The organism is Limnohabitans sp. Rim28 (genome assembly GCF_000293865.2).
Classification (GTDB): domain Bacteria; phylum Pseudomonadota; class Gammaproteobacteria; order Burkholderiales; family Burkholderiaceae_C; genus Limnohabitans_A.
In genome coordinates this window covers 89,131-114,426 of record NZ_ALKN02000011.1, presented here as the reverse complement: position 1 = coordinate 114,426, position 25,296 = coordinate 89,131, and the positions used below count along the sequence as shown (strand labels likewise).

Annotated in this window: 22 protein-coding genes; 4 read left to right on the top strand and 18 right to left on the bottom strand. The window is 58.4% G+C overall.

Annotated elements, in window-relative coordinates; translation table 11 throughout:
• Window positions 1-3: 3 nt before the first annotated feature.
• From B472_RS16970 to B472_RS13040, 4 genes are all read right to left on the bottom strand, one after another.
• The gene (locus B472_RS16970; protein WP_133176095.1) at window positions 4-252 is read right to left on the bottom strand and encodes a hypothetical protein; all 249 of its coding nucleotides are present in this window, start codon (window positions 250-252) and stop codon (window positions 4-6) included.
• Window positions 253-544: 292 nt separating this feature from the next.
• Entirely contained in the window at window positions 545-1,921 is a 1,377-nt protein-coding gene (locus B472_RS13050; RefSeq protein ID WP_157951979.1) for a hypothetical protein, read from the bottom strand.
• The gene (locus B472_RS13045) at window positions 1,911-3,899 is read right to left on the bottom strand and encodes a CHASE2 domain-containing protein (protein ID WP_192877870.1); all 1,989 of its coding nucleotides are present in this window, start codon (window positions 3,897-3,899) and stop codon (window positions 1,911-1,913) included. Before B472_RS13045 ends, B472_RS13050 begins: the two co-directional genes overlap by 11 nt.
• Before the next feature lie 2 nt (window positions 3,900-3,901).
• The gene (locus B472_RS13040; RefSeq protein ID WP_019427263.1) at window positions 3,902-5,152 is read right to left on the bottom strand and encodes a FecR domain-containing protein; all 1,251 of its coding nucleotides are present in this window, start codon (window positions 5,150-5,152) and stop codon (window positions 3,902-3,904) included.
• A gap of 161 nt (window positions 5,153-5,313) precedes the next feature.
• On the opposite strand from B472_RS13040, the gene B472_RS13035 reads away from it, so the two are divergent.
• Window positions 5,314-6,018, top strand: a complete 705-nt coding sequence (locus tag B472_RS13035; RefSeq protein WP_019427262.1) for a Crp/Fnr family transcriptional regulator — start codon at window positions 5,314-5,316, stop codon at window positions 6,016-6,018.
• A 9-nt stretch (window positions 6,019-6,027) separates the two neighbouring features.
• Here B472_RS13035 and B472_RS13030 read toward each other — a convergent pair whose 3' ends face one another.
• From B472_RS13030 to B472_RS13015, 4 genes are read right to left on the bottom strand one after another with little or no spacing between them, the layout of a single operon-like run.
• Complete coding sequence (locus tag B472_RS13030) at window positions 6,028-6,936, bottom strand: glycosyltransferase family 2 protein (protein ID WP_019427261.1); 909 nt, start codon at window positions 6,934-6,936, stop codon at window positions 6,028-6,030.
• Window positions 6,933-7,844 carry a hypothetical protein gene (locus B472_RS13025; RefSeq protein WP_157951978.1) on the bottom strand — a complete coding sequence of 304 codons (912 nt, stop codon included), beginning with the start codon at window positions 7,842-7,844 and terminating at the stop codon, window positions 6,933-6,935. Before B472_RS13025 ends, B472_RS13030 begins: the two co-directional genes overlap by 4 nt.
• Window positions 7,844-9,070 (bottom strand): ABC transporter ATP-binding protein, encoded by a 1,227-nt coding sequence (locus B472_RS13020; RefSeq protein WP_192877869.1) that lies wholly within the window; start codon window positions 9,068-9,070, stop codon window positions 7,844-7,846. The genes B472_RS13025 and B472_RS13020 overlap by 1 nt, the downstream gene beginning before the upstream one ends.
• Entirely contained in the window at window positions 9,060-9,884 is an 825-nt protein-coding gene (locus B472_RS13015; RefSeq protein WP_019427258.1) for an ABC transporter permease, read from the bottom strand. Before B472_RS13015 ends, B472_RS13020 begins: the two co-directional genes overlap by 11 nt.
• Window positions 9,885-9,908: 24 nt before the next feature.
• Here B472_RS13015 and B472_RS13010 point away from each other — a divergent pair, with 24 nt between their 5' ends.
• Window positions 9,909-12,683 carry a glycosyltransferase gene (locus B472_RS13010; RefSeq protein WP_081504969.1) on the top strand — a complete coding sequence of 925 codons (2,775 nt, stop codon included), beginning with the start codon at window positions 9,909-9,911 and terminating at the stop codon, window positions 12,681-12,683.
• Window positions 12,684-12,691: 8 nt separating this feature from the next.
• Here B472_RS13010 and wbaP read toward each other — a convergent pair whose 3' ends face one another.
• Both wbaP and B472_RS13000 read right to left on the bottom strand, forming a co-directional pair.
• A complete protein-coding gene (gene wbaP / locus B472_RS13005; protein ID WP_116798676.1) occupies window positions 12,692-14,170 on the bottom strand; it encodes an undecaprenyl-phosphate galactose phosphotransferase WbaP in 1,479 nt (492 codons plus the stop codon).
• Window positions 14,167-15,129 (bottom strand): glycosyltransferase family 2 protein, encoded by a 963-nt coding sequence (locus B472_RS13000; protein WP_202862784.1) that lies wholly within the window; start codon window positions 15,127-15,129, stop codon window positions 14,167-14,169. Before B472_RS13000 ends, wbaP begins: the two co-directional genes overlap by 4 nt.
• A 163-nt stretch (window positions 15,130-15,292) precedes the next feature.
• On the opposite strand from B472_RS13000, the gene galE reads away from it, so the two are divergent.
• A complete protein-coding gene (gene galE, locus B472_RS12995; protein ID WP_019427254.1) occupies window positions 15,293-16,270 on the top strand; it encodes a UDP-glucose 4-epimerase GalE in 978 nt (325 codons plus the stop codon).
• Window positions 16,271-16,363: 93 nt separating this feature from the next.
• On the top strand, window positions 16,364-17,539 hold the full coding sequence (locus B472_RS12990; protein ID WP_019427253.1) for a class I SAM-dependent methyltransferase: 1,176 nt from the start codon (window positions 16,364-16,366) through the stop codon (window positions 17,537-17,539).
• Between the two features lie 37 nt (window positions 17,540-17,576).
• Here B472_RS12990 and B472_RS12985 read toward each other — a convergent pair whose 3' ends face one another.
• The 8 genes from B472_RS12985 to B472_RS12950 all read right to left on the bottom strand — a co-directional run bounded on the left by B472_RS12985 (window position 17,577) and on the right by B472_RS12950 (window position 25,170).
• On the bottom strand, window positions 17,577-18,341 hold the full coding sequence (locus B472_RS12985) for an enoyl-CoA hydratase (protein WP_019427252.1): 765 nt from the start codon (window positions 18,339-18,341) through the stop codon (window positions 17,577-17,579).
• A gap of 38 nt (window positions 18,342-18,379) precedes the next feature.
• Window positions 18,380-18,835 (bottom strand): DUF2147 domain-containing protein, encoded by a 456-nt coding sequence (locus tag B472_RS12980; protein ID WP_019427251.1) that lies wholly within the window; start codon window positions 18,833-18,835, stop codon window positions 18,380-18,382.
• Between the two features lie 47 nt (window positions 18,836-18,882).
• Window positions 18,883-20,694: an acyl-CoA dehydrogenase C-terminal domain-containing protein gene (locus B472_RS12975; RefSeq protein WP_019427250.1), complete on the bottom strand. Its 1,812-nt coding sequence runs from the start codon at window positions 20,692-20,694 to the stop codon at window positions 18,883-18,885.
• 91 nt (window positions 20,695-20,785) lie between these two features.
• On the bottom strand, window positions 20,786-21,532 hold the full coding sequence (locus B472_RS12970; protein ID WP_019427249.1) for a TetR/AcrR family transcriptional regulator: 747 nt from the start codon (window positions 21,530-21,532) through the stop codon (window positions 20,786-20,788).
• Between the two features lie 110 nt (window positions 21,533-21,642).
• The gene (locus B472_RS12965) at window positions 21,643-22,506 is read right to left on the bottom strand and encodes a fumarylacetoacetate hydrolase family protein (protein ID WP_019427248.1); all 864 of its coding nucleotides are present in this window, start codon (window positions 22,504-22,506) and stop codon (window positions 21,643-21,645) included.
• Window positions 22,507-22,530: 24 nt separating this feature from the next.
• Window positions 22,531-23,289, bottom strand: coding sequence for an SDR family NAD(P)-dependent oxidoreductase (locus tag B472_RS12960; RefSeq protein WP_019427247.1), 759 nt, complete (start codon window positions 23,287-23,289; stop codon window positions 22,531-22,533).
• Window positions 23,290-23,308: 19 nt separating this feature from the next.
• Window positions 23,309-24,058: an SDR family oxidoreductase gene (locus B472_RS12955; protein ID WP_019427246.1), complete on the bottom strand. Its 750-nt coding sequence runs from the start codon at window positions 24,056-24,058 to the stop codon at window positions 23,309-23,311.
• On the bottom strand, window positions 24,055-25,170 hold the full coding sequence (locus B472_RS12950) for a mandelate racemase/muconate lactonizing enzyme family protein (protein WP_019427245.1): 1,116 nt from the start codon (window positions 25,168-25,170) through the stop codon (window positions 24,055-24,057). The genes B472_RS12955 and B472_RS12950 overlap by 4 nt, the downstream gene beginning before the upstream one ends.
• Window positions 25,171-25,296 lie beyond the last annotated feature (126 nt).

Here is a 25,296-nt window from a genome sequence, read left to right as displayed (position 1 = left end):
GTCCTAGTGAAGGGCGTTCAAGCGAATACGGGCCGAGATAATGGTTGAAGTTAATAAATTACGATTAATAAATCGCTTGTTTTTCTCTTTGCTTGCAGTGAGCGTGAAGGTCTGGTCAGGCGATGAAAACGACAAAACACCAGATTCTTTCTGGTCAACAGCATTGCAGCTGGAGGCGGCTTTGTCTGCCTTTGCAGCATGCAGGCCGACATTGAAAGTTTCTGCTTTCAGTGCGTATGTGCAAATTTGCATTTGATTTTTCCTTAACAAAAAAATCCAGGTTTAAAAACAAGCTTCCTGAAAAAAGGAAACCACTTATAAAAAATTCTTCTTTGGCTTTCAGGACATTTGTACTGACTTGCAAGCCGTTGTTCTTTGGGGCATCAACGCTTAACGTGGTGACTTTCCTCAGAAGTGCTCATTTTAAGCGATGCCTGCACCTTTTTTTGTGTGATTTGAATCACAAGATGGCTTAGTTATTGGGCTTGTTGCGTCAAAACATCGGTTTTTGCCTATTTTTTAAGCAGTTTTTGACTTTTCATTCCTATTTGCTTGTCCATCGCAGCCCCGCATAGATTGATAGATTCTTGATATTTAACAATGCGTTAGAAGATTTTTGTGAAGTTGATTCAACATCTAGGCCTGCACTCCACTGTGGCGCCACGGGCCACCAAGCACCCGTGCCCCAATCGATTCGGGTACTGCGATTGACCAAATCACCCAAAAGAGGACTGAATCGTTCACTGTCTTGCAGTATGGTCTGCCTCAACCACGCTTGGGTTGAAACTTTACCCACCAGTCTTTCGTGTCGGATGGTCCAGTCTTGGCGTTTTTTGTCGCCGCCCGGTCTTTGTGTGGCTTGTGCTCGGTCATGCCCCGTGCCAATACCCCAGTGGGTTTCAGTCTGGTCGGTGTGCTTGCAACTGCCCTCTAATCTAACTTGGGTAAAGCGGCCATTGAGGTTGCTGCTGCTTGTATAAGTTTGATCGGCACTGCCCAAGCTGGTGCGCCATTTGCAAGGCATGGTCCATGGCGCAAAGTGGTATTGCAGCGTCAGGCCTTGGTCTTGGTAGGTAAAGCTGTTGTTGCGGTGAAAGTGGTGTCCGTCCCAGCGCACATGCAGCTGGCCTGCTTTGAAGGGTTCGACATAGGTGGCTGAAACAGCGGCCATGTGGTTTTCAGGCACCCCTGCGGCTTGACGGGTTTGCAGGGCCATGGTCAAGCGAAGGTCAGGGCCGCCGGCTGGGCTTTGGCCTTGAACGGCCAAGAGGTTTTTCAGCCCAGCGCCGCTTTGGGGCTTTGAGCCATCGTCCAAGGGAACCAACACTGGGCCATTGGATAAAAACAGTGTGATGGCATTGGCGTGGGTGGCGCTGGACAGGTTGGTTTCGTGCCCTGCTGTGGTTTGCAACAGTTGGGCCCATGACCATTTAGACAGGGCTGCGGGCCGATCACCAGAGGTGTCGAGCAGCCATTGGCGCAGACTGGGGTGAATGTCGGGCCGGGCACTGACTTGGTTGACGATTTGTTGGGCGCTGGCGGTTTCGCCCAACAGGGCCAATGCATGGGCGAAATCCAGCTGTGTACCCGGTTGCTCGGGGTTGAGCAAGAGCGATTTTTCAAGTGAATTGGCCGCTTGTGCTGCTTGGTTCAGCGCCAACAATAAGGCGCCCAGGTGTGCGTGGTAGTCGGCCCGGTTTTCACATAAGAGGCTGTGGGTTTGGGCCCGCCGCAGGGCTGCTCTTTGGGCTTCGGCGTCGGTTGGGGGCAATGGGGCAAAGCCAGCTGGGCATGAAGCTGCCTGAGGCTCAGTGACCAAGGCGGGCGTTTGGCCATGCGCCAACGCACATGCCAACAGGCCAACAATGCCCATTAAGGCTTGGCGTGGAGAGGCAGCCGTGTGGCTTTGTTTAACCGACAAGGGCTTGGTCTTGTTCGGCACTGTACACAAGGTGCAGATGGGCCGGACCGTACTGGACTGGCAGGCTGTGGATTTTGCGTGGCTGGGTTAGTCCGGCCAACAAAAAGTCACCCAAGGCTTGCGCTTTGGCGGGTTGGGCCAAGCGCACCACTTCGGGGCCCAGAAGGATGGGGTAGGCCAATTCGGCGGTGAGGTTTTCGAGGCGCGATGCGATGGTGACGGTTTCGCCCAAAACAGCGTGAACACGGCGCTGTGCTGGGCCAAAAGAGCCGATCATGATGTCGCCACTTTCGATGCCAATGCCCAAGTCAAGGGGCGGTGTTTTGCGGCTGGCGACTTTGGGTAATTGCGCCACGCCTTCGCGCCAAATTTCTTCGGCGGCACCCACTGCTTTTTGGGCGTGGTCTGGGCAGGGGCTGGAGCCATTCCAAACGGCCATGAGGCCGTCACCCACCATTTGCTCGACCACACCACCGTGTTGGCTGACGATGCGGTCAACGGTGGTGTAAAAAATGTGCAGCACGGTGGCAGATTCTTCTGGCGTGCGGCCTTCGCAATAGGCCGAAAAATTGCGCAGGTCAACAAACATGACCGTGGCTTGTTGGCGCTGGGCCATGACTTGGGCTGTAGGCCCTGCAAAGGCGACTTTGCGGGCAGCACCTTCAGGCAGGTAACTGGCCAGGTTTTGGTAGAGGCGTTCGCGTTCAAAGCGCACGCGCAGCATTTCGGCCACCAGCAAATTGACCGCAAAAACCGCAATGAACATGAGCGGTGTGCCCCAAGCCAGCAGTTGGTGCTGGGCCAAGAGCAAATAGCTGTGCGCGCCCCACACCAGTGCGGCACTGATTAAAGCCATGGCTGGCACAGCTACCGCAGCACCCAGTCGGGGCACACGCAAGGCCAACAACAACAGCAAAGCACTGATGGCACCGCTGACCCATGGCCAGAAAGTAGCCCACTGGGGTGCATAAGGGGTGCGTTCATCCAGGGCTGCTGCCAGCAACTGGGCGTGGACTTCGATGCCGCCTACAGCGCCGCCTTGCGGTGTGGGCACAGCGTCGCCCGCGCCCATGGCGGTAGAGCCAATGAGGGCCCAAGCACCTTGCAGCAGCTGGGCGGGCACGCGGCCGGCCAGAACGTCAGAGGCCGACAAAGAGATAAAGCCTGCACGGGGCGTTTGGTAGGACACCAAGAGTTGGCCTTGTGGGTCGATGGGGAGCTTGAAGCTGCCCACTTGCAAGGTTTGCTGCGGACCGCTGAGCTGGCTTTCGGGTCGCCATTGTGGCTGTGCGCCTGTGGCAGCAGCCAAAGCTGAGACCACCAGTGCTGGGTAGGTTTGGCCTTGGTGGCAAATGAGTGCGGGTACGCGGCGGATGGTGCCGTCAGGGTCTATGACGGGGGTGATGTGGCCCACGCCCTGCCCTGCTTGCAGCACGCTGGCAGCAGGAGCCATGTAACCAAATGCGTTGGGGGTGCCGGGTGGGCAAGCACCTGCCCCAGCAGCACCCATGGCACCCAATGCGCCAGATAAGGTGCCGGTTTGCACGGTGTGTTGGGGGTTGAGGGCAAACAGCTGCGCGATGACGCTGGGAGCACCGTTTTGCAGCGCTTGCTTCAGCGCTGGGTCTTGGGCCTGAGCGCCGTCAAAAAGGATGTCAACGACTTTGAGGCTGACGCCTTGCTGGTCAATGGCTTGCAGCAACTGGGCCACGCGGTCACGGGGCCAGGGCCAAGGACCGAGGGCTTGAACGCTTTTTTCGTCGATGTCGATGACGACCACACGGCGCTCTTGGGTTTGGCTGTCAGCCAAAGACCAGGTACGGCTGCTGAGTCGGTCGTTCCAGCTGCTGAGCCAAGGTGCCATGGTGGTTTGGAGCACCAAAACCACCAACAATGCCAACGCAAGCGCCAAGGCACGCATACGCATGGCGCTGAGCAAGATGCGGGAGAGCCAGGGCGCAGATGAACTGTGGGCCATGCTCATCGCCCCCACAAGGTCGCGCCAGAAACGCTGCCAAGGCCTACGGGGTTGCTGAAGAAGTAACCGGCTTGTCGCCCATTGAGGCTCATCGCACCGGCCAAATTGCCTTGCCCAAGCGCTGCGGGGCTGATGAAGATGCCCGTTTGCACATCGACTTTGCCGCTGTAATGGAGGTTTTGGGTGGCAATGCCGTTGGCCTGGACTTGCAATTGGGTCGAGAAGCTGCGCTGGGCAAAGTCAACGCTGAAGGTGCCACCGTTGACCTGCGCGGCCACGATTTCGTTGGCTGGGTTGCGGTACTGGGCAGAAGCCGCTTGGAGTTTGAAGCCGACTTGACTGTCCAGACTGGGCAATTGGTTAAGGACGTTGGGTTCGCGAAACAGGAAGTAATAACCGTCGCCCACGGTGACTTCATTGCCTTGCAAGGCTTGACGGAAAGACAGAGTGAGCGCATCGCCTGGTGCCGGGACTTGCGCCCAGCGGCCCCAAACCAGTCGGGTTTCGGGGAGCAGCGTGTCGGGCACGTTGCGTGGTGTTACGGCGCGCTCGGTGTTGTCGCGCATTTGGCGGTCAAGCTGGCTGATTTTGCCGGGCTCTTTTTGTCCCGAAATGAGCTGCAGGCTGGGGTCTGCCGCACCGCTGCGATAGACCAGTGCCATGCCGACCATGTCAGCGGTCAGGTCTTTGGCCCGGGCGCCTGTACAGACACCCAATGCTTCGGCGCGGCAAGTTTGGTCAAACGGGGCCATGACGATGGCGCCCTGGTTGACGGTGACTCGTGTGGCGCTTTGCGTGGCTTGGGTGGTGAAGTCGGTGCCTTTAACGCCAATGGCGACCAGGGGGGTATTGAGCCTGAAACGGTCTTTGGCTTCCTGCGTAGCTTGACCGGAAATAGAACGAACCTCGCCTCGGTCAAGGCTCAGACGCACAACCGAGGTGCTGGGCTGAGTGGGGTTGAAGCGGAATTCATGGATGGTGAAGACCGAGTTGGGCCGAACGCTGATAAGGCCGCCGTCGATAAAACGGATGTGAACGTGACCGTTGACGGTGGTCTTGATGACGTCGCCCTCGAGGATGGCGTCGCCTTTGACAAGGTTATGGGCTGGGCCTGCAGGTCGCTGGACTTCAAACTGACCCACCACCAAGGTGATTTCCCCCACACGGCTGTGGGCCCACACAGGCAGCATGAGGCAAACCGCCAAGAGGCTGGTTAACCAGGTTTTGAAAATCATGCTGAGCGGGGTGTTCATGGTGGGATCAAGGCGTGAAAAGATATTTTATGAAATGCGGTGCCTTGCAGCGTGTGCGCACAGTCACAGGTTTGAAAATATTTAAAACAAAGAGAAAAGTCAAAATGTCATCATTTAGGGCTCATTTTCGTGAACTGGCGCTGTTTCATAATAGTAGGCTCATGGCCATTCACCCATCTTTGTTGCTGCAGTTTTCACTGCTCAGGCACTTGCCTGCCCCGGCATTGCCCGAGGTAGCAGCGTTGTCGGTGCTCAAAACCTTTGCCAAGCGCGAAGTGGTGTTGGACAAAAATGCGGATTCTGGTTATTTGTATTTTTTATTAGAAGGTCAACTTCAGGCGACAGGCTTTACCCTGGATGGCAAAGAGGTGGGCTTGTATGCCGTGGCCGAAGGGGAGTATTTTGGCGAAATCGCCATGCTGGATAGCCTGCCCCAGCCAGAGATCATGTTGGCCAACAAGAAGTCACAGGTGGTGTTGGTGCCCAACAGCGCAATCAGGCCCATGATTTTGTCGCAACCCCTGATGACAGAGGCGATCACCTTGGGCCTGACGCGGCGAATTCGCCAACAAAGCGAACAACGGCAAATCTTGTCCATCAACAACCCCTTGCAACGGGTGTGTGCGCAGTTGCTTTTGCTGTTTCGCTATGCCCAAGGGCAAAAAGAGGCCGTGGATTTGGAGAGCAAACAGACTTTGATGAATCCACCGACTCACCAAGAATTGGCCATGATGGTGAACTTGAGCCGCGAGACGGTAACTCGGGTGTTTCAGGTGCTGCAGTCGAACGGCGCCTTGGATCGCCAGGTTGATTTGATGCAAGTGGATTTGAACCACATTGCCCGATTGGCCAACAGCGCCGATTAAGGCTTGCACTCAGTCGGGTACTTGACCCTGAGGGCCGGTACGGCCAGCCCAGCCGTCTCGCAAGCCCCGGACCACATGCGCCAGTCTGGATGAGCGTTCGGGGGCCCAAATCAAATTGGCAACAATGACCCGAATGGCGTACAAAATATGGTGCGTGCGCCAGCCCAAAGGGAATCTTGAGTCTCTAAAGAGTTGCATGGCGTTGCGCAAGACAAAGTAGTGACGAAATGGGCTGTGCACATGGAACTTGCGTCCCAAAATGCCGCCCGATTTTTGTCCGATTCGATGCGGCAAGATCACGCTACCGTCCATCAGCAGGTGGTAGCCCATGTGACGGGCCCGTCCGCACCACTCCACATCGATCCAATCAATGAACAGGCCTTCGTTGTTAGGGCCTATGTCTTGCCATGCGGCCCGAGAGATCAAGCAACCCGAGGTGATGAGGTGGTCCACCACTAAGCTTTTGCCCATTGTGGGTGTCAAGCGCCGACGACGCCAGTTGTATGGGGCAAAGGTATGCAGCATGTGGCCCGTGTCTTTGTCCTGTGGTGCGGGCCCAATGGCTGCAAGCCGGTTTTGGGGCTGTTTTTGTTGAATGGCGTTCCAAGCACAGCGCAACTGCTCGACCAAGCCAGGCGGAGGAAGGCTGTCTTGATCGAACCCAATCACTGCATCAGCACCTTGTGCGAATGCTTGATCAAACCCGAAATTGATGGCGCCCGCCACGCCCAAGTTGCCAGAACACTGGACTTGCTTGACCGAGGCCGGCCAAGGACCTGCCAATGGCTGTGGGCCGTTGTTGACGAGCCAGATGGTTTGCACATCAGGCTGCAGGTTGTCTACCAGTTGCTGGAGTGCTTGGGGATCTGGATGAAAGCACACGATCACGGCACAGACGGTGGTGATCTGTGCCGTCATGGTGTGGATGGGTGCTCGCAAACCGCCAGACCGCTGTACCAATGCCAGCCTTGCCAAGCCCAAGGGGTTTGTTGCACCACTGTGGCGAGAAAGTCAAAGTAGGCCTGCAGCACCTGGTGCGCATTGAGTGGCATGTGCATTTTTTTAAGGTGCAGGCGGTATGAACCCAGCAGGTCCGGGCACAGCAAGGCCAACGTGATGGGGGTGCTGTGGGCCAGGGCTTGCTCGACCACACCCGCACCGACATGGAAGCAGCGTCCCATGAAGCGAACGGGCGGATGGTCGCTTGTGGGGGTGGGGTTGTCGCAAAGACTGATAACAGCATGCTTGCTCTCAAAAGCTTGCTTGAGCCCACGCAAAAGAGCACGGGGTTCGTCGGTGAAAAGGTAACGACCTCCTGCAAACTTGGCTTCACTTTGCCCGTTGATGATGCGCATGAATCGCCCGGTGTAGGGCGCCATGGGGGAGGCTTTTTCGGTGGCTGCAACCCCCCAAGTGGGTACACCAGATTGGCCCAACACAATGCCGAGTGTGTTGTGGTGGTGGGAGTGATAGGTCAAGACCAAGCCACCTTGCTCGCGCAGACTCTGCAGGATATCGGGCTGGTCGGTTTGCATGTGTTGACGGACCCAGTCCGCATCCATGCGGTGGTAGTCAAAAATACTGCGGGCAAAGAGTCCATGGCTGGCCAGCCATTGCTGGCTCAGGGCATTGGCCACTTCGGCTCTGGCACCGTAGGCCTGCATGTAGGACTGCATCAGTGCGGGCAGGTCTGCCTTGTAGGGAGATGCCAGACGCCCCCAACGCCGAGCCAGTCGAAAGTTGGCACCGGGCAAGTGCGACAGCCATTGGGCGCCACGGAAGAATCGCTGGCTGGCTAACGCAAATGCGAGCTGTTTGTCGTCCATCAAAGAGGCTGCCATTGGTGGGGAATGGAGACAACGCCTTGTTCAAGGTGTGGTTGCGTCACTTGCACAGATGCAAAATGCTCAACGCCTTCATAAACGTGAACGGCTCGTTCGCACATGAGGTAGGCAGAGAGGGTGTAACGACCTTTGAGCAGGGGCAGCTTGGGGAACCTCAGGTGCGCGCGGCCCAGGCCTGTTTCGTTGCGGGTCAGTGTGACGCCGTCAATCCACGTGCCCGTGCTGCACAGCACGCGACCATCTGCACCGTAGACCATGAGGGCCAGGTTGGGCATGGGCATATGGGGGTCAGACATGAATTCAAATTCAACCCCCAGTTCGCTTTCGCCGCTGCGGGCATGCAGCTCGGTGCCACTGAGGTCGTCACAACGGGCCTTGAGGCCCGTCAGACGCACAACACCCGTGCCCACCAGACCAGGTTGCAGACTGGCTGCACCCGCTTGAGCGGGATCTTGTCCGGCTGAGCGCTGGGCAAGCCAGTCGTTGTATTGCGAGATGACCTGCGCCGATGGGCCTTGCGCCATGACTTTGCCCTGGTGCAACCAAATGCAGCGCTGACACAAGGCCTCAACCTGAAACAGTGAATGCGAGCAAAACAGCAAGGTCACGCCTTCTTGCTTGAGTTGCATGATGCGGTCAAAAGATTTGCGGGCAAAGACACCGTCGCCTACGGCGAGGGCTTCATCGATGACCAAGATGTCGGGCTTGACGGTTGTTGCAATTGAAAAAGCCAATCGCACGTACATGCCACTGGAGTAGGTGCGCACAGGTTGGTCAATGAATTCACCGATGTCGGCGAATTCAATGATTTCTTGCAGGTGCTGCTGAATGTGGCGGGGCGACATGCCGTAAAGCGCAGCGCTAAAAAGGATGTTTTCGCGACCCGTGAAGTCTTGGTTAAAGCCAGCACCCAATTCGAGAAGAGCAGCCACCTGCCCATTGACTTGAAGGTGCCCATGGCTGGGGGTGAGAGTGCCGCACAGCAGTTGCAGCAAAGTGGACTTGCCGGCGCCGTTTTGTCCGATCAGGCCGATCGCTTCGCCGGGCGCGATGTCAAGGTCGATGCCTTCGAGCGCATTGAAGTGGCCCTGTTGGCTTTCGCGGCCACTCAAAAGTTGCCACAGGCGCTGATAGGGCGATGCCCCCAAAACGTAGCGCTTGCCGATTTGGCGGGCTTGAATGGCGTTCAATGGGCGATCAAATGACATCAGCGAATCCTGCACGAACTCGGCGGTACAGGGCATAACCCAGCAGTGCCATCAAGAGACTGACCAACAGGGATTGGCCCCACATGAGCAAGCTGGGCTGGTGTCCACCAAAGACCCAAGAACGGACTTGCTCTATCCAAACGGTCAATGGGTTCCAGCCGATGATGGTTTGCACCAAAGGCGGCAGTGCTGAGACCGGGTAAAAAACTGGACTGAGAAATTGCAGCAGGCCGATGATGAGCGTGACCACCTGGGGCAGGTCGCGCATGAAGACACCCAAGGATGCTAAAAGCAAGCAAACGCCCCAGAACAAGAGCGCCATGGGCAAGAGCAATAAGGGCAGCAAAAGCCACTGCCATTGGGGTTGAACACCCCAGAAGGCGGCCACCGTGAGCAAGAGCAGCATGGAGATGCCTGCATGAAAAAGGGCGTTGACAACCGGCGCCCACGGCAACAAGGCCAGAGGAAACACGACTTTTTTGACCAAATGCGGTTGCTCAATGATGAGACGCGATGAGCGCCCCCAGCATTCGGCCATGGCCTGAAAGATGAGCAAACCGGCAAAAAGGTGGAGTGCAAAGTCGATGGGGCTGTCGCCAGCGCCAGGCCAACGGACTTTGAAAATGTATTTGAAGGCCAGCGTGTAAACACCGAGCATGAGCAAGGGCGCCAAAAAGGCCCACAACCAGCCCAAGCTGGTGCCGCGGTAACGAACTTCGATGTCTCTGCGAGCCAGCTGAAACGAGAGCCAACCGAAGTAGCGCAGGCTTTGTTGTTGTGCTTGAACGGGCTCTGCTATCGAGGTGGCTGACATGCCCGAATTGTATGATAAGGCGTTATGACGTACCCACTTGTTTCCTTGCTCATTCGCAGTATTGACCGAAATACTCTGACTGAGACTTTGGCCTCTGTTGCCAAACAAACTTATCCGAACATTGAGGTACTTGTGGTGGCAGCAGTCCCTGGTCATTTGCCACTAGTTGGGGCGGATGGCCTGGGCAGGGTACGGCTGGTGACCACCGAGCTTGCTTTGCACCGTTCGGCAGCGGCAAACAAGGCACTGGACTTGGCACAAGGGACATACGCGCTATTCTTGGATGACGATGACTGGATAGGTCCCGATCACATCAGCACCCTGGTCAAGTCGCTGCAAGAATCACCTGACATGGCCGTGGCGTACAGCCGCACCCAAGTGGTGGAAGCGGGTAAGGCTGACAGCGATTGCGCGGTGATGGGATTGCCGTTTGATGAATTGCGCTTGCTGACTGGCAATTGGATGCCGCTGCACAGCGTGCTGTTTTCGTTGCGACTGCGCGAGCTCGGTTGCCGTTTTGACGAACAACTGGACCTTTACGAGGATTGGGATTTTTGGCTGCAAGCGGCTCGGCACACCCCATTTTTGTATGTGCCTGTGGTGTCGGCTTTTTATCGGATTCACGACAGCTCGGGTGTGCACGGACAGGCCATGTTTTACGGAGCGGCTGCCCAAAAAATCTACAAAAAATGGCGCAACCTTTGGACAGAAGCTCAGATGTCGGTTTTGATGTCGCGCGTTTGGCAGCATGAAGATTTATCCACCATCTTGAAAGCGAGCCAAGCCGAGGCCTTGCAACTCAACCACAATGTGCAGGCCCTCACCAGAAAGCAAGAAGTCCTTGCGACAGCCCATGCCCAAGCGCTTGATGAAATCTTTAACAGCCGCAGTTGGCGGTTAACGGCCCCTTTACGGAAAAGTCTTCACAGGGTGCAACAATGGATTCAGGCGGGCCAGTCAACGGGCCGCGTGATGGTGACCGCATTGTCTTCGCTGCACAAATTACCCTCCCTTTTGCGCAAGCAAGGCGTACGCGGTCTTTTGAGACGCCTAGAGTCTGAGTTGGATCAGGGCGCTTCTTATTTGCAGTGGATCGCACAAAACGAGCCTTCTGAAGCTGACCGGAAAAAGATGGGCGAACGTATCCAAAACTGGCCGCACCAGCCACTGGTGAGTGTGTTAGTACCCACTTACAATTCGCCCCTAAATTATCTGAAGGAGGCCGTTGAGAGTGTTCAGGCCCAGATCTACCCACACTGGGAGTTGTGCATTGCCGACGATGCATCCACCGATCCGGAAGTTGCAGGTTATTTGCGTGAACTCGCCCTGAAAGACGCGCGCGTGGTGGTGACTTTCCGCGAAAAAAATGGCCACATTTCGGCCAGCAGCAATTCAGCGCTGGAGAGTGCCAAGGGAGAGTGGGTTGCGCTGCTTGACCACGATGACCGTTTGCACCCATTGGCTTTGTTTCATGTCATCGAGGCTCTTCAGTCACACCCTGATGCTCAAATCATTTACAGCGATGAAGACAAGATCGATGCCCACGGCTTGCGATTCGGGCCCTATTTCAAGGGCGAGTTCAACCGCGAGTTGATGTGGGCACAAAATATGATCAGCCATCTTGGCTGCTACAGGCGTGACGCGCTGGTGGAAATCAACGGTTTCAGATTGGGATTTGAAGGCTCCCAAGACTACGACTTGGCTTTGCGCGTGATTGAACGTTGCAGACCACATCAGGTCGTTCACGTGCCGCATGTTCTCTACCATTGGCGTGCAATCTTTGGCAGCACTGCTCTGGCACCCGATCAAAAACCTTATGCGGATTCGGCCAGTCGGCGGGCATTGTGCGAGCACCTGGCACGGGTTGGGATTTCAGCCGATGTGGAACCTGCGCCAGCCATTCCCAACATGAACAGGGTTCGGCCAAAGTTACCTGACCCATTGCCCTTGGTGAGCATTTTGATTCCAACACGCGACCGTGTTGAATTGCTGAGAACATGCATCGAGTCCATTCAAGGCAGGACGGCCTACCCTCATTATGAAATTGTGGTGGTTGACAATGGAAGTTCAGAATCGGACAGCCTGATTTACCTCGACGGTTTGGTGCAGCAGGGGATCAAGGTGATCCGAGATTCAAGGCCATTCAACTTTTCAGCTTTGAACAACCTGGCTGCATCACAAGCGCAAGGAGACTTTTTGTGCCTGTTGAACAACGATATTGAGATCGTGACAGGCGATTGGCTGGAAGAAATGCTTTCTTTTGCCGCCCTCCCCGGTATCGGGGCTGTGGGCGCCAAGTTGTGGTACCCAAACGCGCATGACGGGCTGCAGCATGCAGGCGTGGTCATTGGCATGGGCGGTGTGGCTGGCCATGCGCATGTTGGTTTGGCAAGGGGGCAAGTCGGGTATTTTGGAAGGATCGCCCTGCACCACCGCTTGATGGCGGTCACGGCAGCCTGTATGCTGATCCGTAAAAACCACTACCTGCAAGTCGGTGGCTTGGATGAGTCAATTGCCGTGGCCTTCAACGATGTGGATTTCTGCTTGCGGCTGCATGAGGCTGGTTTGGCTTGCATACTGACGCCGTATGCCGAAATGATTCACCACGAATCGGCCAGCCGGGGCGATGATTTGTCGGCTGCGCAACGCGATCGTTTTATGACTGAGGAAAAATTCATGCACGAGCGCTGGGGCGATCGGCTCCAAAACGATCGATTTTTCTCGCCAAATTTGTCACTGGCCCACCCCGATTTCAGGCCCGCAGAAAAAAGCCGAACCCAGTCACTGTCAACCCCATGATCTTTTGATCAGTACGCACCTTCGCGTTTGACGACCACTTTGATGGTTTTGAGCAGAATGATGAGGTCGTACCAAAATGACCAGTTTTTGACGTACCAAGCGTCAAGGTACACGCGCTTGTCGTAATCAATGTCGGAGCGGCCACTGATTTGCCACAAGCCCGTCATGCCGGGCCTGACCAACAGGTAGTAACCCACGTCAGAGCCAAAACGCCGCAATTCAGTGCGCACCACGGGCCGTGGGCCGACCAAGCTCATTTCGCCGAGCACCACATTGAGCAGTTGGGGTAACTCATCGAGGCTGGTACGACGTAAAAAATGACCAAAGGCGTTGACTCTTGGATCAGCTTGGAGTTTGCGCTCGGCCAGCCATTGCTTGCGAAGTTCAGGTTTTTGCTGCAAAAGTTTTTCGAGCTGTTTTTCAGCATCGACCACCATGGTGCGAAATTTGAAGCACTTGAAGACCCTGGATTTTTTCCCTATTCGGGGATGGGCGAACAAGGCAGGACCACCATCCCGACGTATCAAGTAGGCGATGGTCAGCATCACGGGACTGAGCAAGGCGAGCAAGATCAGCGCCGTCGCGGTGTCAAAGACGCGTTTGGTCAGGCGAGCGGGCCAGCGCCGCAGGTTGTTGCGCATGCGCAGCAGTGCCACTTCGTGCGAGAAAAAGTGCGACATGTCTGTGCCGTGCAAGGGAACGCCGCGCATGGCTGGGATGACGCTGATGTCTGGCACACCCCATTGGGCCAGTTGCCTGAGCCAGTACTCGCGCTGATCGGATTGGGCGTGCTCAAGCGCTATGACCCACTGGACCCCTGGCTGTTTGGCAATGCGGGACATTTTGGCCAGCGATTGACGGGGGTGGGTTTGTTCATCGATGCTGTTGTCAGCGCCACCAGCATCTACAAAGCAATGCACACGCAAACCCATTTCGGGCTGGCTGCGCAGCGCCTGAGCAGCGTCTGCCGCATTGGGCCCAATGCCAATGATGATGGTGGGGCGCTCCCATAGACCGAGTTGCCGCAGCACTGCGCGTGTGAGCATTCGCCCAAAAATGAGGGCGATCAAGACCAAGGTCCAAGAAACCATCCACCAAAGGCGCGATGCATTCCATTGGGCGGTAGCGACAATGGCGATATCAAGCAGCGCCAGCAAGCCCGTCAATCGAATGAAGTCGCCAAGTTCGTCCCAAAACGGTTTGCGGTCGCTGTAATGCTGGTAGCTCATGAGAAGCAGCACCAGGCCCAACAGCGCCGTGACCGCCCAGGCCAGAAACCGCTCAAGGTCTTGCCCAGACAGCCAAGCGGATGTGTTGACCACCGAGCCGGTGATGAGCCCAGCACATAACAGCAGTGACACCCCAAAGGCCAAAGCCATGGCCACCAAGTCGCCCACCATGATGGCCAATTTGGTCAGTCGAACCTGCAAATGCGTGAGCTCTGACACTTTGGTCGGCATTTGGACTGGGGCGAAGTCTTGCTTCAAGCCCAATACCCCTTGTGCATGGACAGGCCTTGGTTGATCGCCCGGGGCATGAATGGGCTCCAGTGTCCCAGCTTGAAACCTGCGGCTTTAACCAGGTTGCGCAGCAGTGCCAAAGGCAGATGTTGTGGTGCTTGTGCCCAGAGATGTCTCATCTCAGATGTCATGAATTTCAGGCCCTCATTGCCCGCGCTGCCAAAGGTGTCCATGAGCCAGCTTTGCCGGGCATGCAAAACCCCCGTATCGAAGTAGCGGGCCAGTTCTTCACGCAGCGCGTAATTATGTGAATGATAAACGTGGGCGCTGGCTTGGTATCGGATGGCGCCCCCAGCCATCAGCAGGCGGGCGGCCAAATGCATGTCCTCACCCAAGATGAGGTCAGGGGCAAAGCCGCCCACTTCGCGCAGGGCCGAGAGGCGGTAGGCCGCAAACGAGTTGGATAAAAAACAGGTTTTGATGCCTTTTGCGGCTTTGTCTTGCAGGGTGACCGTGTGGCTTTGCGCAGGGTAGTTGAAAAGGCGAGCGTGTGCCGCAATCGGCGTTGCGTTGGCGTGAGGGAGTTGACGGCCGTAGGTGGCGGCAACTTGCGGATCGTCAAAGGCCTTCAGCAGTTGGTGCAAGGCATCGGGGCGGGCCAAGATGGCGTCTTGCGTGAGAAAAATGGCAAACTCTGCGCCCCAGCTGAGTTGATCGATCCCCGCTTGGCGCGTACCGCCGTGACTGAAGCGGCTGCGCTGCACGGGTTGTACGGTGTAACCCAAAGCTTGGGCAGCTTGGGCACTGCCGTCGGTCGATTCGGAATCGAGAACAATGACTTGGTGCGGTGGAACGTCTTGCTGCTGAAGGGCCGAAAGAAATTCGCCCCAAGCCTGGCCCGGGTTGCAAATGGGCACCAAAAGCACGGCACGGCTTTCTGGGCTGGCAGCGTGTGGTGGGTGGGGCACCATGTGAAGAGGGGGCATTGTGAGGATGTTCAAGACCGGGTATTGTGCCTTTGTTGCCCGCTGTTTCAACTGGCTGCGGTGGTCATCGCGCCGGTTGTGCAGGGCGTGAGGCCGCTTGCTGGCACACTGATCGGGTGGCTCGGTTTTTGGTTCAGGGCTCTTTTTTTCAGAGGGACGGTTGATGTTGAATGTTCTGGTGGTGGGCGGTGCGGGCTTTATCGGCTCACACATGGTGAAAATGCTGGGCCAAACCGGCTGCCGCGTGACCACGCTGGACGATTTGTCTTCGGGTCACCGCGATGCCGTGCTGTACGGTGATTTTGTCCAGGGCGATATGGGCGACCGTGCTGTGCTGGATGCGGTGTTGTCGCGTGGTTTTGATGCGGTGATGCACTTTGCATCCTTCATTCAGGTGGGCGAGTCGGTGCAAAAACCAGCTCTCTACTACCAAAACAATGTGGTGAAGACGCTGGGATTGCTCGATGCCATGCGGGCCCACGGTATCCAGCGCTTTGTTTTTTCATCCACGGCCGCCACTTTTGGCGAGCCTCAGTACTCGCCCATCGACGAAAAACACCCGCAGCAGCCCGTCAACCCCTATGGCCGCACCAAGCTGATGGTGGAGCAGGTGCTGGCCGATTACGCACTGGCTTATGGTTTTCGGTCAGTGAGCTTGCGTTACTTCAATGCGGCTGGCGCTGACCCCGAGGGCCAGCTGGGCGAGCGGCACGACCCTGAGACGCATTTGATCCCACTGGTTTTGCAAGTGGCCGCCGGGCGCAGACCGCATCTGCAGGTGTTTGGCCGCGATTACGACACGCCCGATGGCACCTGCATTCGTGACTATGTGCATGTGACGGATTTGTGCAGCGCTCATGCGCTGGCCTTGCAGTCGCTGATGGCTGGGCAAGGGGCCGATTGCCAAGCTTACAACCTGGGCAGCGGGCATGGTTTTTCGGTGCAGGAAGTGATCGACACTGCCCAGAAAGTGAGTGGTCGCTCTGTGGCCGTCATGGACAGCCCAAGGCGTCCGGGTGACCCGTCACGTCTGGTGGCCGACCCGACAATGGCTCGCCAGAATCTGGGCTGGCAGCCCCAACATTCAGACCTGCGCACTTTGATTGAGCACGCTTGGCGCTGGGAAACCCGGCAGGCTTGAGGCATCGGCCAGGCTGGCCAGCCCGACCGGGCTATAGTCCCGCACCGGGCCACAGGCCTCATTTTTAAAACAGGCGCCCTCGGGCGGTATGGCATGACAGGGCTGAGCGAGTTGCGTTGGACGGAAAAAGGTGAGACCCGTTCGGCTTTGTGGCGCATGGATTCGGGTGCGGTGATGCCCAAGACGGTGGTGTTGGCCGATGACACGCTGACGGCCGATTCGGCTTACCGGCTGGCGTGTGCGGGCACGGGCCTGCTCTGGCGCAGCGACTTTCAAAACGCGCGGCAGTTGCTGCAGGCCATGGCCCGCCGCATGGACCAACCCAAAAAGACCCGCGCCAAAAAGGCCACCAGCGATGCGGCCCCTGCCCCGGTGCCGGGCGCGGCTTTTCATGCGCACCGCTTGGCGCAGTCGCAGCGCAACCGGGTGCTCAACTCGATCCTGGTCGAGTTGGATGGTGACTACGGCATGGCTTTGCGCCGCGCCCCCGATGTGCGCCAAGCCTGTGTGCAGGCTTTTGGCCCGGCGCAGGGCCAGCGCTCGGTGCTGTCGCTGCGCAGTTTGCAAGGTGCGGTGGGCGCTTTTGAATGGCGCAAAAACGGCGTGGAAGTGCCCGGCATGGGCGTGGCGCTGCGCATTTATCCGCATTACGGGGTGTTTTCTCCGGTGCGGGGCGAGTATGTGGATTTGGTGGCCCAAGCCCCCTTGCCCGAGGCTTTGAGGACGCAATCGCTGGCTTTTGATGTGGGCGTGGGCACAGGCGTTTTGTCGGCCGTGTTGGCACGCCGGGGCGTTGAGCAGGTAGTGGGTACTGACTTGTCAGAGCGGGCTGTGGCCTGTGCGCGGGACAATTTGCAGCGTTTGGGCCTGCAAAATCAGGTGTCGTTAGTTAAGACCCACTTATTTCCGACAGGCCAAGCCGCCTTGGTGGTGTGCAACCCACCGTGGTTGCCTGCACGCCCGGTGGGCTTGCTCGACCAAGCCGTGTACGACGAGGGCAGCCAAATGCTCAAGGGATTTTTGGCGGGCCTGCATGAGCACCTGTGCGAGGGCGGCGAAGGTTGGCTGGTTTTGTCAGACCTGGCCGAACACCTGGGCCTGCGCAGCCGCGAAGCACTGTTGGGCTGGATCGCCGATGCGGGCTTGGTGGTGCTGGGGCGGCTGGATGCCAAGCCGGTGCACGCCAAAGCGCAAGACAGCACCGACCCTTTGTACGCGGCCCGATCGGCCGAAGTCACTTCGCTGTGGCGCCTGGGCGCAGCGGGCTGAGCCGGCCCCCTGCGCTCCCTGCCCCCTGCCGTGTCCGTCAGACTTTTGAAAAGTCGGGTTTGCGCTTTTCCATGAAGGCGCCAAAGGCTTCTTTGGCGGCGGGCTCGCGCAGCATGCGGCCAAAACTTTGGCCTTCTTCGTCCATCTTTTGCAGCACTTCTTGCTGGCTGCTGCCCTTCATGAGGCGCTTGGTGGCGATGAGCGAGCTGAGCGGCTTGGCCGCCAGTTTGCGCGCTTGAGCTTGGGCATGGCCATTGACTTCGGTGGGCGGCACGACGCGGTTGACCAGGCCGACTTCTTGCGCGGCTTCGGCAAAAAAGGGCTCGCCCATGAGCAAGGCTTCTGCAGCGCGGTGGTAGCCGAACATGCGCGGCGCCAGCAGGCTGGACGCCGCTTCGGGGCACAGCCCCAGGTTGACGAAGGGCATGGAAAACGCCGCGTTGTCACCGGCGTACACCAGGTCGCAATGGAACAGCATGGTGGTGCCGATGCCCACCGCAGGCCCGGCCACGGCGGCGAGCAGCGGTTTTTCGAAGGTGGCAATGCCGCGCAAGAAACGGAAAACAGGCGAGTCTTGCGTGGTGGGCGGCTGGTTCAAAAAGTCGCCAATGTCGTTGCCCGCGCTGAAGATGCTTTCATGGCCTTGAAACAGCACCACACGCACGCTGGCATCGGCCGCGGCTTGGGCCACGGCGTCGGCCATGGTGGCGTACATGGCCGAGGTGATGGAGTTCTTTTTGTCCAAGCGGTTGAAGGTGATGGTCATCACCCCCGCATCGGTGTGGGTCAGGATGTCAGACATGAAGGTCCTTGTGGTGGGGTCTTGCGAGGCGAGAGGGTTTACTGCACCCGAATCCAGGTTTGGGTGCGGCCCAGCAGGGGCGCGCCGATGAAACCACGGACTTCGAGCTTTTTGCCGCCATCGATCGGGGTCAATCGCAGGCTGTAGTTTTTGCCGTTCTCAGGATCGAGGATTTTCCCACCCTCCCACACCGCTTTGCCGTCACTTTGTTGACCGCCCCGGATGATTTCCATGCCAATTTTGGGCTGGCCCTTGCGGTCGTCGGTGCACAAGGTGCAGTTGGGTTCAGGGCTGGGGGTGGTGGCCAAAGAGCGCTCGACCACACCCGACAAACCGCCACCGGCTTTTGGGGTGATGCGGATTTCGGCTTTGGGTTGCTGGGTGGCATCGTCGATGCTGCGCCACAGACCCACCGGGCTCATTTGGGCGTGGGCCGCCAGGCTCAGCAGGCCGGCACTCAGGGTCAGGGTCAGGGTCAAAACGTTTTTGATCATGGGTTCTCCTCCAGATGGGGTTTCAGGGGGGGGATGGACCTGTCGTGTCAGGCCAATGCGGCGTCGGTGTCCATCAGCACCTCGCTGCCGGCCCGAATGCGGCGCATCAGGCTGGAGGTTTCGGGCATCAGGCGGGTGAAGTAAAAACGCGCGGTCTGCAACTTAGCCTGGTAGAAGGGGTCGGGGCGCTGGGCTTGCTCTTCGGCTTCGGCCAATTTGGCCAATGCAATGTGTGCCGAACGGGCCCAGAAGTAACCCAGTACCAGATGGCCCACCACGCGCAGATAGTCCACTGCAGCGGCGCCGACTTCGTCCGCGTTGCTCATGGCTTTCATGCCCACTTCGCCGGTGAGTTGCGTGAGCTTTTGGCCCAGATCGGCCAGCGGTTGGATGAATTCGCCCATGGCCTCGTTGGCCATTTCGGCCTTGACCAATTGCTCGACCAATTTGCCGAATTTTTTGAGCGTGGCGCCTTGGTTGCCCAGCACTTTGCGGCCCAGCAAGTCCAGCGACTGGATGGTGTTGGTGCCTTCGTAGATCATGTTGATGCGGGCATCGCGCACGTACTGCTCCATGCCCCACTCTTTGATGTAGCCGTGACCCCCAAACACCTGCTGGCAGGCGGATGTCGCTTCCCACGCGTTGTCGGTGGTGAAGGCCTTGACGATGGGCGTGAGCAAGGCCACGACTTCGGCGGCTTCGGCCCGCACGGCCTCGTCGGGGTGGTTGAGTTCTTTGTCGAGCAGCAAGGCGCAATAGCAAGCCAGGGCGCGGCCCCCCTCGGCATAGGCCTTGGCGGTCATGAGCATGCGGCGCACATCGGGGTGCACGATGATCGGGTCGGCGGGTTTGCCCGGCGCTTTGACACCGGTGAGCGAGCGCATTTGCACACGGTCTTTGGCGTAAGCCAAGGCATTTTGGTAAGCCACTTCGGTCAGGCCCAGCGACTGGTTGCCCACACCCAAACGGGCGGCATTCATCATGACGAACATCGCCGCCAGGCCTTTGTTGGGCTGGCCCACCAAAGTGCCCACAGCACCGTCCAACACCATCTGGCAAGTCGCATTGCCGTGGATGCCCATTTTGTGCTCCAGGCCGCCGCAGTAGATGCCATTGCGCTCACCCATGCTGCCGTCGGCGGCCACGTTGAACTTGGGCACGATGAAGAGGCTGATGCCTTTGCTGCCGGGAGGCGCATCGGGCAAACGGGCCAGCACCAAGTGCACGATGTTGGGGGCCAGGTTGTGTTCGCCCGCGCTGATGAAAATCTTTTGGCCGCTGAGTTGGTAGGTGCCGTCAGCCTGTGGCTCGGCCTTGGTGCGCAGCATGCCGAGATCGGTGCCGCAGTGGGGCTCGGTCAGGCACATGGTGCCGGTCCACTCGCCGCTGGTGAGCTTGGGCAGGTACAGGGCTTTTTGCTCGGCCGTGCCGTGCGCGTGCAGGCACTCATAGGCGCCGTGGCTGAGGCCCGGGTACATGGTCCAAGCCTGGTTGGACGAATTGAGCATCTCATAAAAGCACTGGTTGACCACAAAGGGCAGGCCTTGACCGCCAAACGCAGGGTCGCAGCTGAGCGCTGGCCAACCACCGGCCACGTACTGGGCATAGGCTTCTTTGAAACCATCGGGCGCTTTCACTTCGTGCGTGTCACGGTTGAGTTGGCAGCCTTGGGTGTCGCCGGAGATGTTGATCGGGAAGATCACCTCGGCGGCAAATTTGCCGCCTTCTTCGAGCACCGCGTTGATGGTGTCGGCGTCGGTGTCGGCGTGCTTGGGCAGGGCTTGGAGTTCGGCACTCACATTGAGCAACTCGTGCAGCACAAATTGCATGTCGCGAAGCGGTGGGTTGTAGACGGGCATGGAAGGCTCCTTGAATCGGTGGAAATGGGGTCAGAAAAAGAAGCTGATGGAGGCTGAAAGAGGCTGTGAAAATCGGGCGCGCTTGAAAAAATCAATGGCCGGCAGGCTTGCGGCGGGTTTTGGGCACGGCCACCAATTTGGCCGCCTTGGCGCCCGCAGCGGGCACGGCCGAAGGGGGCATGGTGGGGGCGCCGTAGCGCGCCAAGATGTGCAAAAAGCCCCGGCGCGCTCGGTCGGTGGCGCTGGGGTTGCGCAAGAAACGGGCTTCGTAATGCAGCGCCAAGATCAAGCCATGGATCTCAAACGCGATCTGGTGGGCGTCGGCCTCTTGACTGAGTTGACCTTCGGCCTGCGCCAACTCCACGGCGCGGCGCAAAGCGGTTTGCCAAGTGGCCACCGATGACGCCAAGGCATCGCGCACCGGGCCACTGCGGTCATCAAACTCGACGGCGCCACTGATGTAAATGCAGCCAGAATCGATCTCGGCCGAGGTTTGAACCATCCAGTTGTCAAACATGGCGTGCAAACGGGGCAAACCACGGCGCTTTTGCATGGCCGCATAAAAAACGCTGGATTCGAAGCGGTCGTGGTATTCGCGGATGACCGAAATTTGCAGCTCTTCACGCGAGCCGAAATGTGCGAACACGCCCGACTTGCTCATGCCGGTGACTTCGGCCACAGCGCCAATGGACAGGCCTTCCAGGCCGATTTGTGAGGCCAAGCCCAGCGCCGCGTCGATGATGACGGCCTTGGTTTGCTGGCCCTTGATGAGCACGCGCCGGCCCGGTTCGGGGGGCGGGAGGCTTTCGACGTTGGAGGGGGTTTGGCGGTCGGTCATGGTGCACAAAAAAGAACGATCGTTCTATTCTGCACCAAAACCACCCGCCAACACCAAGAACCCGTCAGATCGAGGGTAAATCAGGATCTGACGGTCGCGCTGGACAGGGTTCAGGCTTTGAAAGCCACCACCTTTTGGGTTTGCTCGCCCAAACCTTCGATGCCCAAACGCATGACGTCGCCACGCTTCAAGTACACCGGTGCGGGTTTGCCGTCGACCTTGACGCCCATGCCCACGCCGGGGGGTGTGCCGGTGGTGATGATGTCACCGGGCTCCAGCGTCATGAACTGGCTCACGTAGCTGACCAGCTTGGCCACGCCAAAGATCATGGTCTTGGTGTTACCGGTTTGGTAGCGCACGCCGTTCACATCGAGCCACATGCCCAGGGCTTGCGGGTTGGGCACTTCGTCGCGCGTGACCAACCAAGGACCCACGGGGCCAAAGGTGTCGCAGCCCTTGCCCTTGTCCCAGGTGGCGCCGCGTTCGAGTTGGTATTCGCGCTCGCTCACGTCGTTGACCACGCAGTAACCGGCCACATGGTTGAGGGCGTCTTTTTGCGTGACATAACGGGTACGGGTGCCAATGACAATGCCCAGTTCCACTTCCCAATCTGACTTTTTGGAGCCTTTGGGCAGCATGACATCGTCGTCAGCACCCTGAATGCAAGAAATGGCTTTGGTGAACACGATGGGCTCGGCCGGGATGGGCATCCCCGCTTCGGCCGCATGGTCGGCGTAGTTCAAACCAATGGCGATGAATTTGCTGGTGTAAGAGATGGGCGTGCCAAAACGCTTTTTGCCACGCACCAAGGGCAATTTGTCGGTTTTGACTTTGGCCAGCTTGGCCAAGGCTTTGTCGTTCAGCTGGTCTGGCGAGATGTCTTTGACCACCGCGCTCAGGTCGCGCAAGCGGCCTTCGGCGTCGATCAAGCCGGGTTTTTCTTTGCCGGGTTGGCCATAGCGAACGAGTTTCATAATTGCCTTTCAGTTTTCAAAGTATCAATAAGTAGAGCGGCCACCCGACAGGTCAAAGACCGCGCCGGTGGAGAAGGAACATTCTTCGGTGCTCAGCCAGGTCACCATGGCGGCGACTTCTTCGGGCTCGCCAAAACGGGCCATCGGAATTTTGGAAAGCATGAACGCGATGTGCTCGGGCGTCATTTGATCAAAAATCGCCGTCTTCACAGCCGCGGGGGTGACACAGTTGACGCGCACACCGGTGTCGGCCAGCTCTTTGCCCAGCGATTTGGTCAAGCCAATGACCGCCGCCTTGCTCGCACTGTAAGCGCTGGCGTTGGGGTTGCCATCTTTGCCCGCCACCGAGGCGATGTTGACGATGCGCCCGTAGTTGCGCGCCTTCATGTGCGCGCTGAGTTCGCGGCAGCAATAAAACAAGCCATTCACATTGACATCGAACACCTGCTTCCAAGCATCGACCGGATAGTCCCAGACCTTCACATTCGGGCCGGTGATGCCGGCGCTGTTGACCAGCACATCGACGCCTGCCAGCGCCGTGGTTTGCGCGGTGGCCTGCACCACCGAAGCGTGGTCGGTCACATCGACTTGCACCGTGTTGACCACCGCACCCAGCTGACCTTGGCGCAGCTGCTCAGCGGCTTTGGTCATGCCTGCCGCATCGCGGTCCCAGATGGTGACCCGCGCACCGGATGAGAGCATGCGCTGCGCAATCGCAAAACCCAGGCCAGTGGCGCCACCGGTGATGACCGCGTGACGGCCTTTCAAGTTCAATAAATTCATGTCTGTCTTTCTGAGGAGATCAAATGGTCATGCCGCCGTCGACCATGTAGGCATTGCCTGTGGCAAAGATGGATTCGTCGGATGCGAGGAAGGTGACGATGGGCGCGATCTCATGCGCCTGCGCCAAACGCCCCATGGGCTGACGGTTGATGAAGTCTTGGCGCGCCTGCACCGGGTCGGCGTAGCTGTTGATGCGGTCTTGCAGCGAAGGCGTGTCCACGGTGCCGGGGCAGATGCAATTGCAGCGCACACCCTGGCGCACGTAGTCGGCCGCCACGCTTTTGGTGAGGCCAATGACGGCCGCCTTGCTGGTGCCGTAAATGAAGCGGTTGGGCAAGCCGCGCACGCTGGAACACACGCTGGCCATGTTGATGATGCTGCCGCCGCGACCGTCTTGGGCAAACTGCGCCACCATTTTGGGGATGACCGCCTGGATCATCCAGAACTGAGAGCGCACGTTCAGGTTGAAGGCGAATTCCCAGTCCTCGTCGGTGGCCAGTTCGATGTTGCCGTTGTGTACAAAACCTGCGCAGTTGAAGACGATGTCGATGCGCTTGAGGCTGGCCACCTGGGCTGCAATCGCCTGCTTGTCGAGCACGTTCAGCACCGCCGTGTGCACATTCGCCACACCTTGGTAGCTTTTGAGCAAGTCGGCATTCACATCGGTGGCGTACACGGTGGCACCTTCAGCCGCCATGGCCAGCGCCGCTGCTTGGCCAATGCCTTGCCCGGCGGCGGTGACGAGCGCAATTTTTCCTTTGAGTCTCATGATGTCTTGATCTCCAGATGGGTCATTTGTCGTTGTTCAATGGCGGCCCAGTCCCAGGCGATGCCAAGACCTGGGGTTTCGGGTGGCAGGGCATACCCGTCCTGCACCTGCAGGCGCGAGGTGGTGATGTCGTCGAGCTGCGGAATGTATTCCACCCATGCGGCGTTGGGCACGGCCGCGCACAGGCTCACATGCAGCTCCATCAAAAAGTGCGGGCACACCGCCACATCAAAGGTTTCGGCCAGGTGTGCGGTTTTGATCCAGGGCGTGATGCCGCCAATGCGGGCCACATCGGGCTGCACGATCGAGCAAGCGCCTTGCTCCAAATATTCGCGAAACTGCATCGGGTGGTACATCGATTCGCCCACCGCCACGGGAATGGTGGTGTGCTCGCGCAACTGGCGGTGGCCCGACACGTCTTCGGCGGGCAGGGGCTCTTCGATCCAGGCCAAACCCAGCCCGTCGAAAGCCCGCGCACGGCGCACCACCTCGGCCCGGTTGAAGCCTTGGTTGGCATCGGTCATCAGCTCAAAGCCCGGCCCCACCGCGTCGCGCACGGCAGAAAGGCGCGCCACGTCTTCGCTCACATGCGGGCGGCCGATCTTGATCTTGGCCCCTTTGAAGCCCTGCGCTTGCGCCGCCAGTGTTTGGTCCACCAGCGCCTCAGGTGACAAATGCAGCCAGCCACCCTCGGTGGTGTACAGCGGCACACGCGGCTGCGCCCCGCCCAGCAAACGCCACAAAGGCAAGCCCTGGCTTTGCGCGCGCCAGTCCCACAAAGCGGTGTCCACACACGCCAGCGCCAAGCTGGTCATGGCCCCAACGGCGGTGGCGTGGGTGTGAAAAAACAAATCCTTCCAGATGGCTTCAACCATGACCGGGTTGCGGCCCATCAGGCGCGGGGCCAGGTGGTCCTGGAGCAAGGCAATGACCGACGAACCGCCGGTACCAATCGTGTAGGCGTAACCCGTGGCCGCAATGCCGTCACTGCAATGCAGCGTGAGCAAAATCGTTTCCTGCGTCACAAAGGACTGGATGGCGTCGGTGCGCAAGACCTTGGGCGGCAAGTTGACTTGCCGCAGACTCACGCGGTCGATGGTGACGTGGGACATAGGGGGTTAAAACGCAGAACCCATAAAACCCTGCAAGCAAGGCATGAACAAAGGGGTGTGAAGCATGCGGCCGTCAGCCCAAGTGGGTCGTCATTTTTGCGACACACAGCATGCGGGTTTGTGCGG

What these genes read in the sequence shown, in the direction of transcription:
- B472_RS16970 (WP_133176095.1), bottom strand. Translation starts at nt 252, where the DNA reads ATGCAAATTTGCACATACGCACTGAAAGCAGAAACTTTCAATGTCGGC.
- B472_RS12985 (WP_019427252.1), bottom strand. Translation starts at nt 18,341, where the DNA reads ATGTCTGACATCCTGACCCACACCGATGCGGGGGTGATGACCATCACC.
- B472_RS13035 (WP_019427262.1), top strand. Translation starts at nt 5,314, where the DNA reads ATGGCCATTCACCCATCTTTGTTGCTGCAGTTTTCACTGCTCAGGCAC.
- B472_RS12950 (WP_019427245.1), bottom strand. Translation starts at nt 25,170, where the DNA reads ATGTCCCACGTCACCATCGACCGCGTGAGTCTGCGGCAAGTCAACTTG.
- B472_RS12990 (WP_019427253.1), top strand. Translation starts at nt 16,364, where the DNA reads ATGACAGGGCTGAGCGAGTTGCGTTGGACGGAAAAAGGTGAGACCCGT.
- B472_RS12975 (WP_019427250.1), bottom strand. Translation starts at nt 20,694, where the DNA reads ATGCCCGTCTACAACCCACCGCTTCGCGACATGCAATTTGTGCTGCAC.
- B472_RS12960 (WP_019427247.1), bottom strand. Translation starts at nt 23,289, where the DNA reads ATGAATTTATTGAACTTGAAAGGCCGTCACGCGGTCATCACCGGTGGC.
- B472_RS13045 (WP_192877870.1), bottom strand. Translation starts at nt 3,899, where the DNA reads ATGGCCCACAGTTCATCTGCGCCCTGGCTCTCCCGCATCTTGCTCAGC.
- B472_RS12980 (WP_019427251.1), bottom strand. Translation starts at nt 18,835, where the DNA reads ATGATCAAAAACGTTTTGACCCTGACCCTGACCCTGAGTGCCGGCCTG.
- B472_RS13025 (WP_157951978.1), bottom strand. Translation starts at nt 7,844, where the DNA reads ATGGACGACAAACAGCTCGCATTTGCGTTAGCCAGCCAGCGATTCTTC.
- B472_RS12970 (WP_019427249.1), bottom strand. Translation starts at nt 21,532, where the DNA reads ATGACCGACCGCCAAACCCCCTCCAACGTCGAAAGCCTCCCGCCCCCC.
- B472_RS13020 (WP_192877869.1), bottom strand. Translation starts at nt 9,070, where the DNA reads ATGTCATTTGATCGCCCATTGAACGCCATTCAAGCCCGCCAAATCGGC.
- B472_RS12965 (WP_019427248.1), bottom strand. Translation starts at nt 22,506, where the DNA reads ATGAAACTCGTTCGCTATGGCCAACCCGGCAAAGAAAAACCCGGCTTG.
- B472_RS13030 (WP_019427261.1), bottom strand. Translation starts at nt 6,936, where the DNA reads ATGACGGCACAGATCACCACCGTCTGTGCCGTGATCGTGTGCTTTCAT.
- B472_RS12955 (WP_019427246.1), bottom strand. Translation starts at nt 24,058, where the DNA reads ATGAGACTCAAAGGAAAAATTGCGCTCGTCACCGCCGCCGGGCAAGGC.
- B472_RS13010 (WP_081504969.1), top strand. Translation starts at nt 9,909, where the DNA reads ATGACGTACCCACTTGTTTCCTTGCTCATTCGCAGTATTGACCGAAAT.
- B472_RS13015 (WP_019427258.1), bottom strand. Translation starts at nt 9,884, where the DNA reads ATGTCAGCCACCTCGATAGCAGAGCCCGTTCAAGCACAACAACAAAGC.
- B472_RS13040 (WP_019427263.1), bottom strand. Translation starts at nt 5,152, where the DNA reads ATGAACACCCCGCTCAGCATGATTTTCAAAACCTGGTTAACCAGCCTC.
- B472_RS13000 (WP_202862784.1), bottom strand. Translation starts at nt 15,129, where the DNA reads ATGCCCCCTCTTCACATGGTGCCCCACCCACCACACGCTGCCAGCCCA.
- galE (WP_019427254.1), top strand. Translation starts at nt 15,293, where the DNA reads ATGTTGAATGTTCTGGTGGTGGGCGGTGCGGGCTTTATCGGCTCACAC.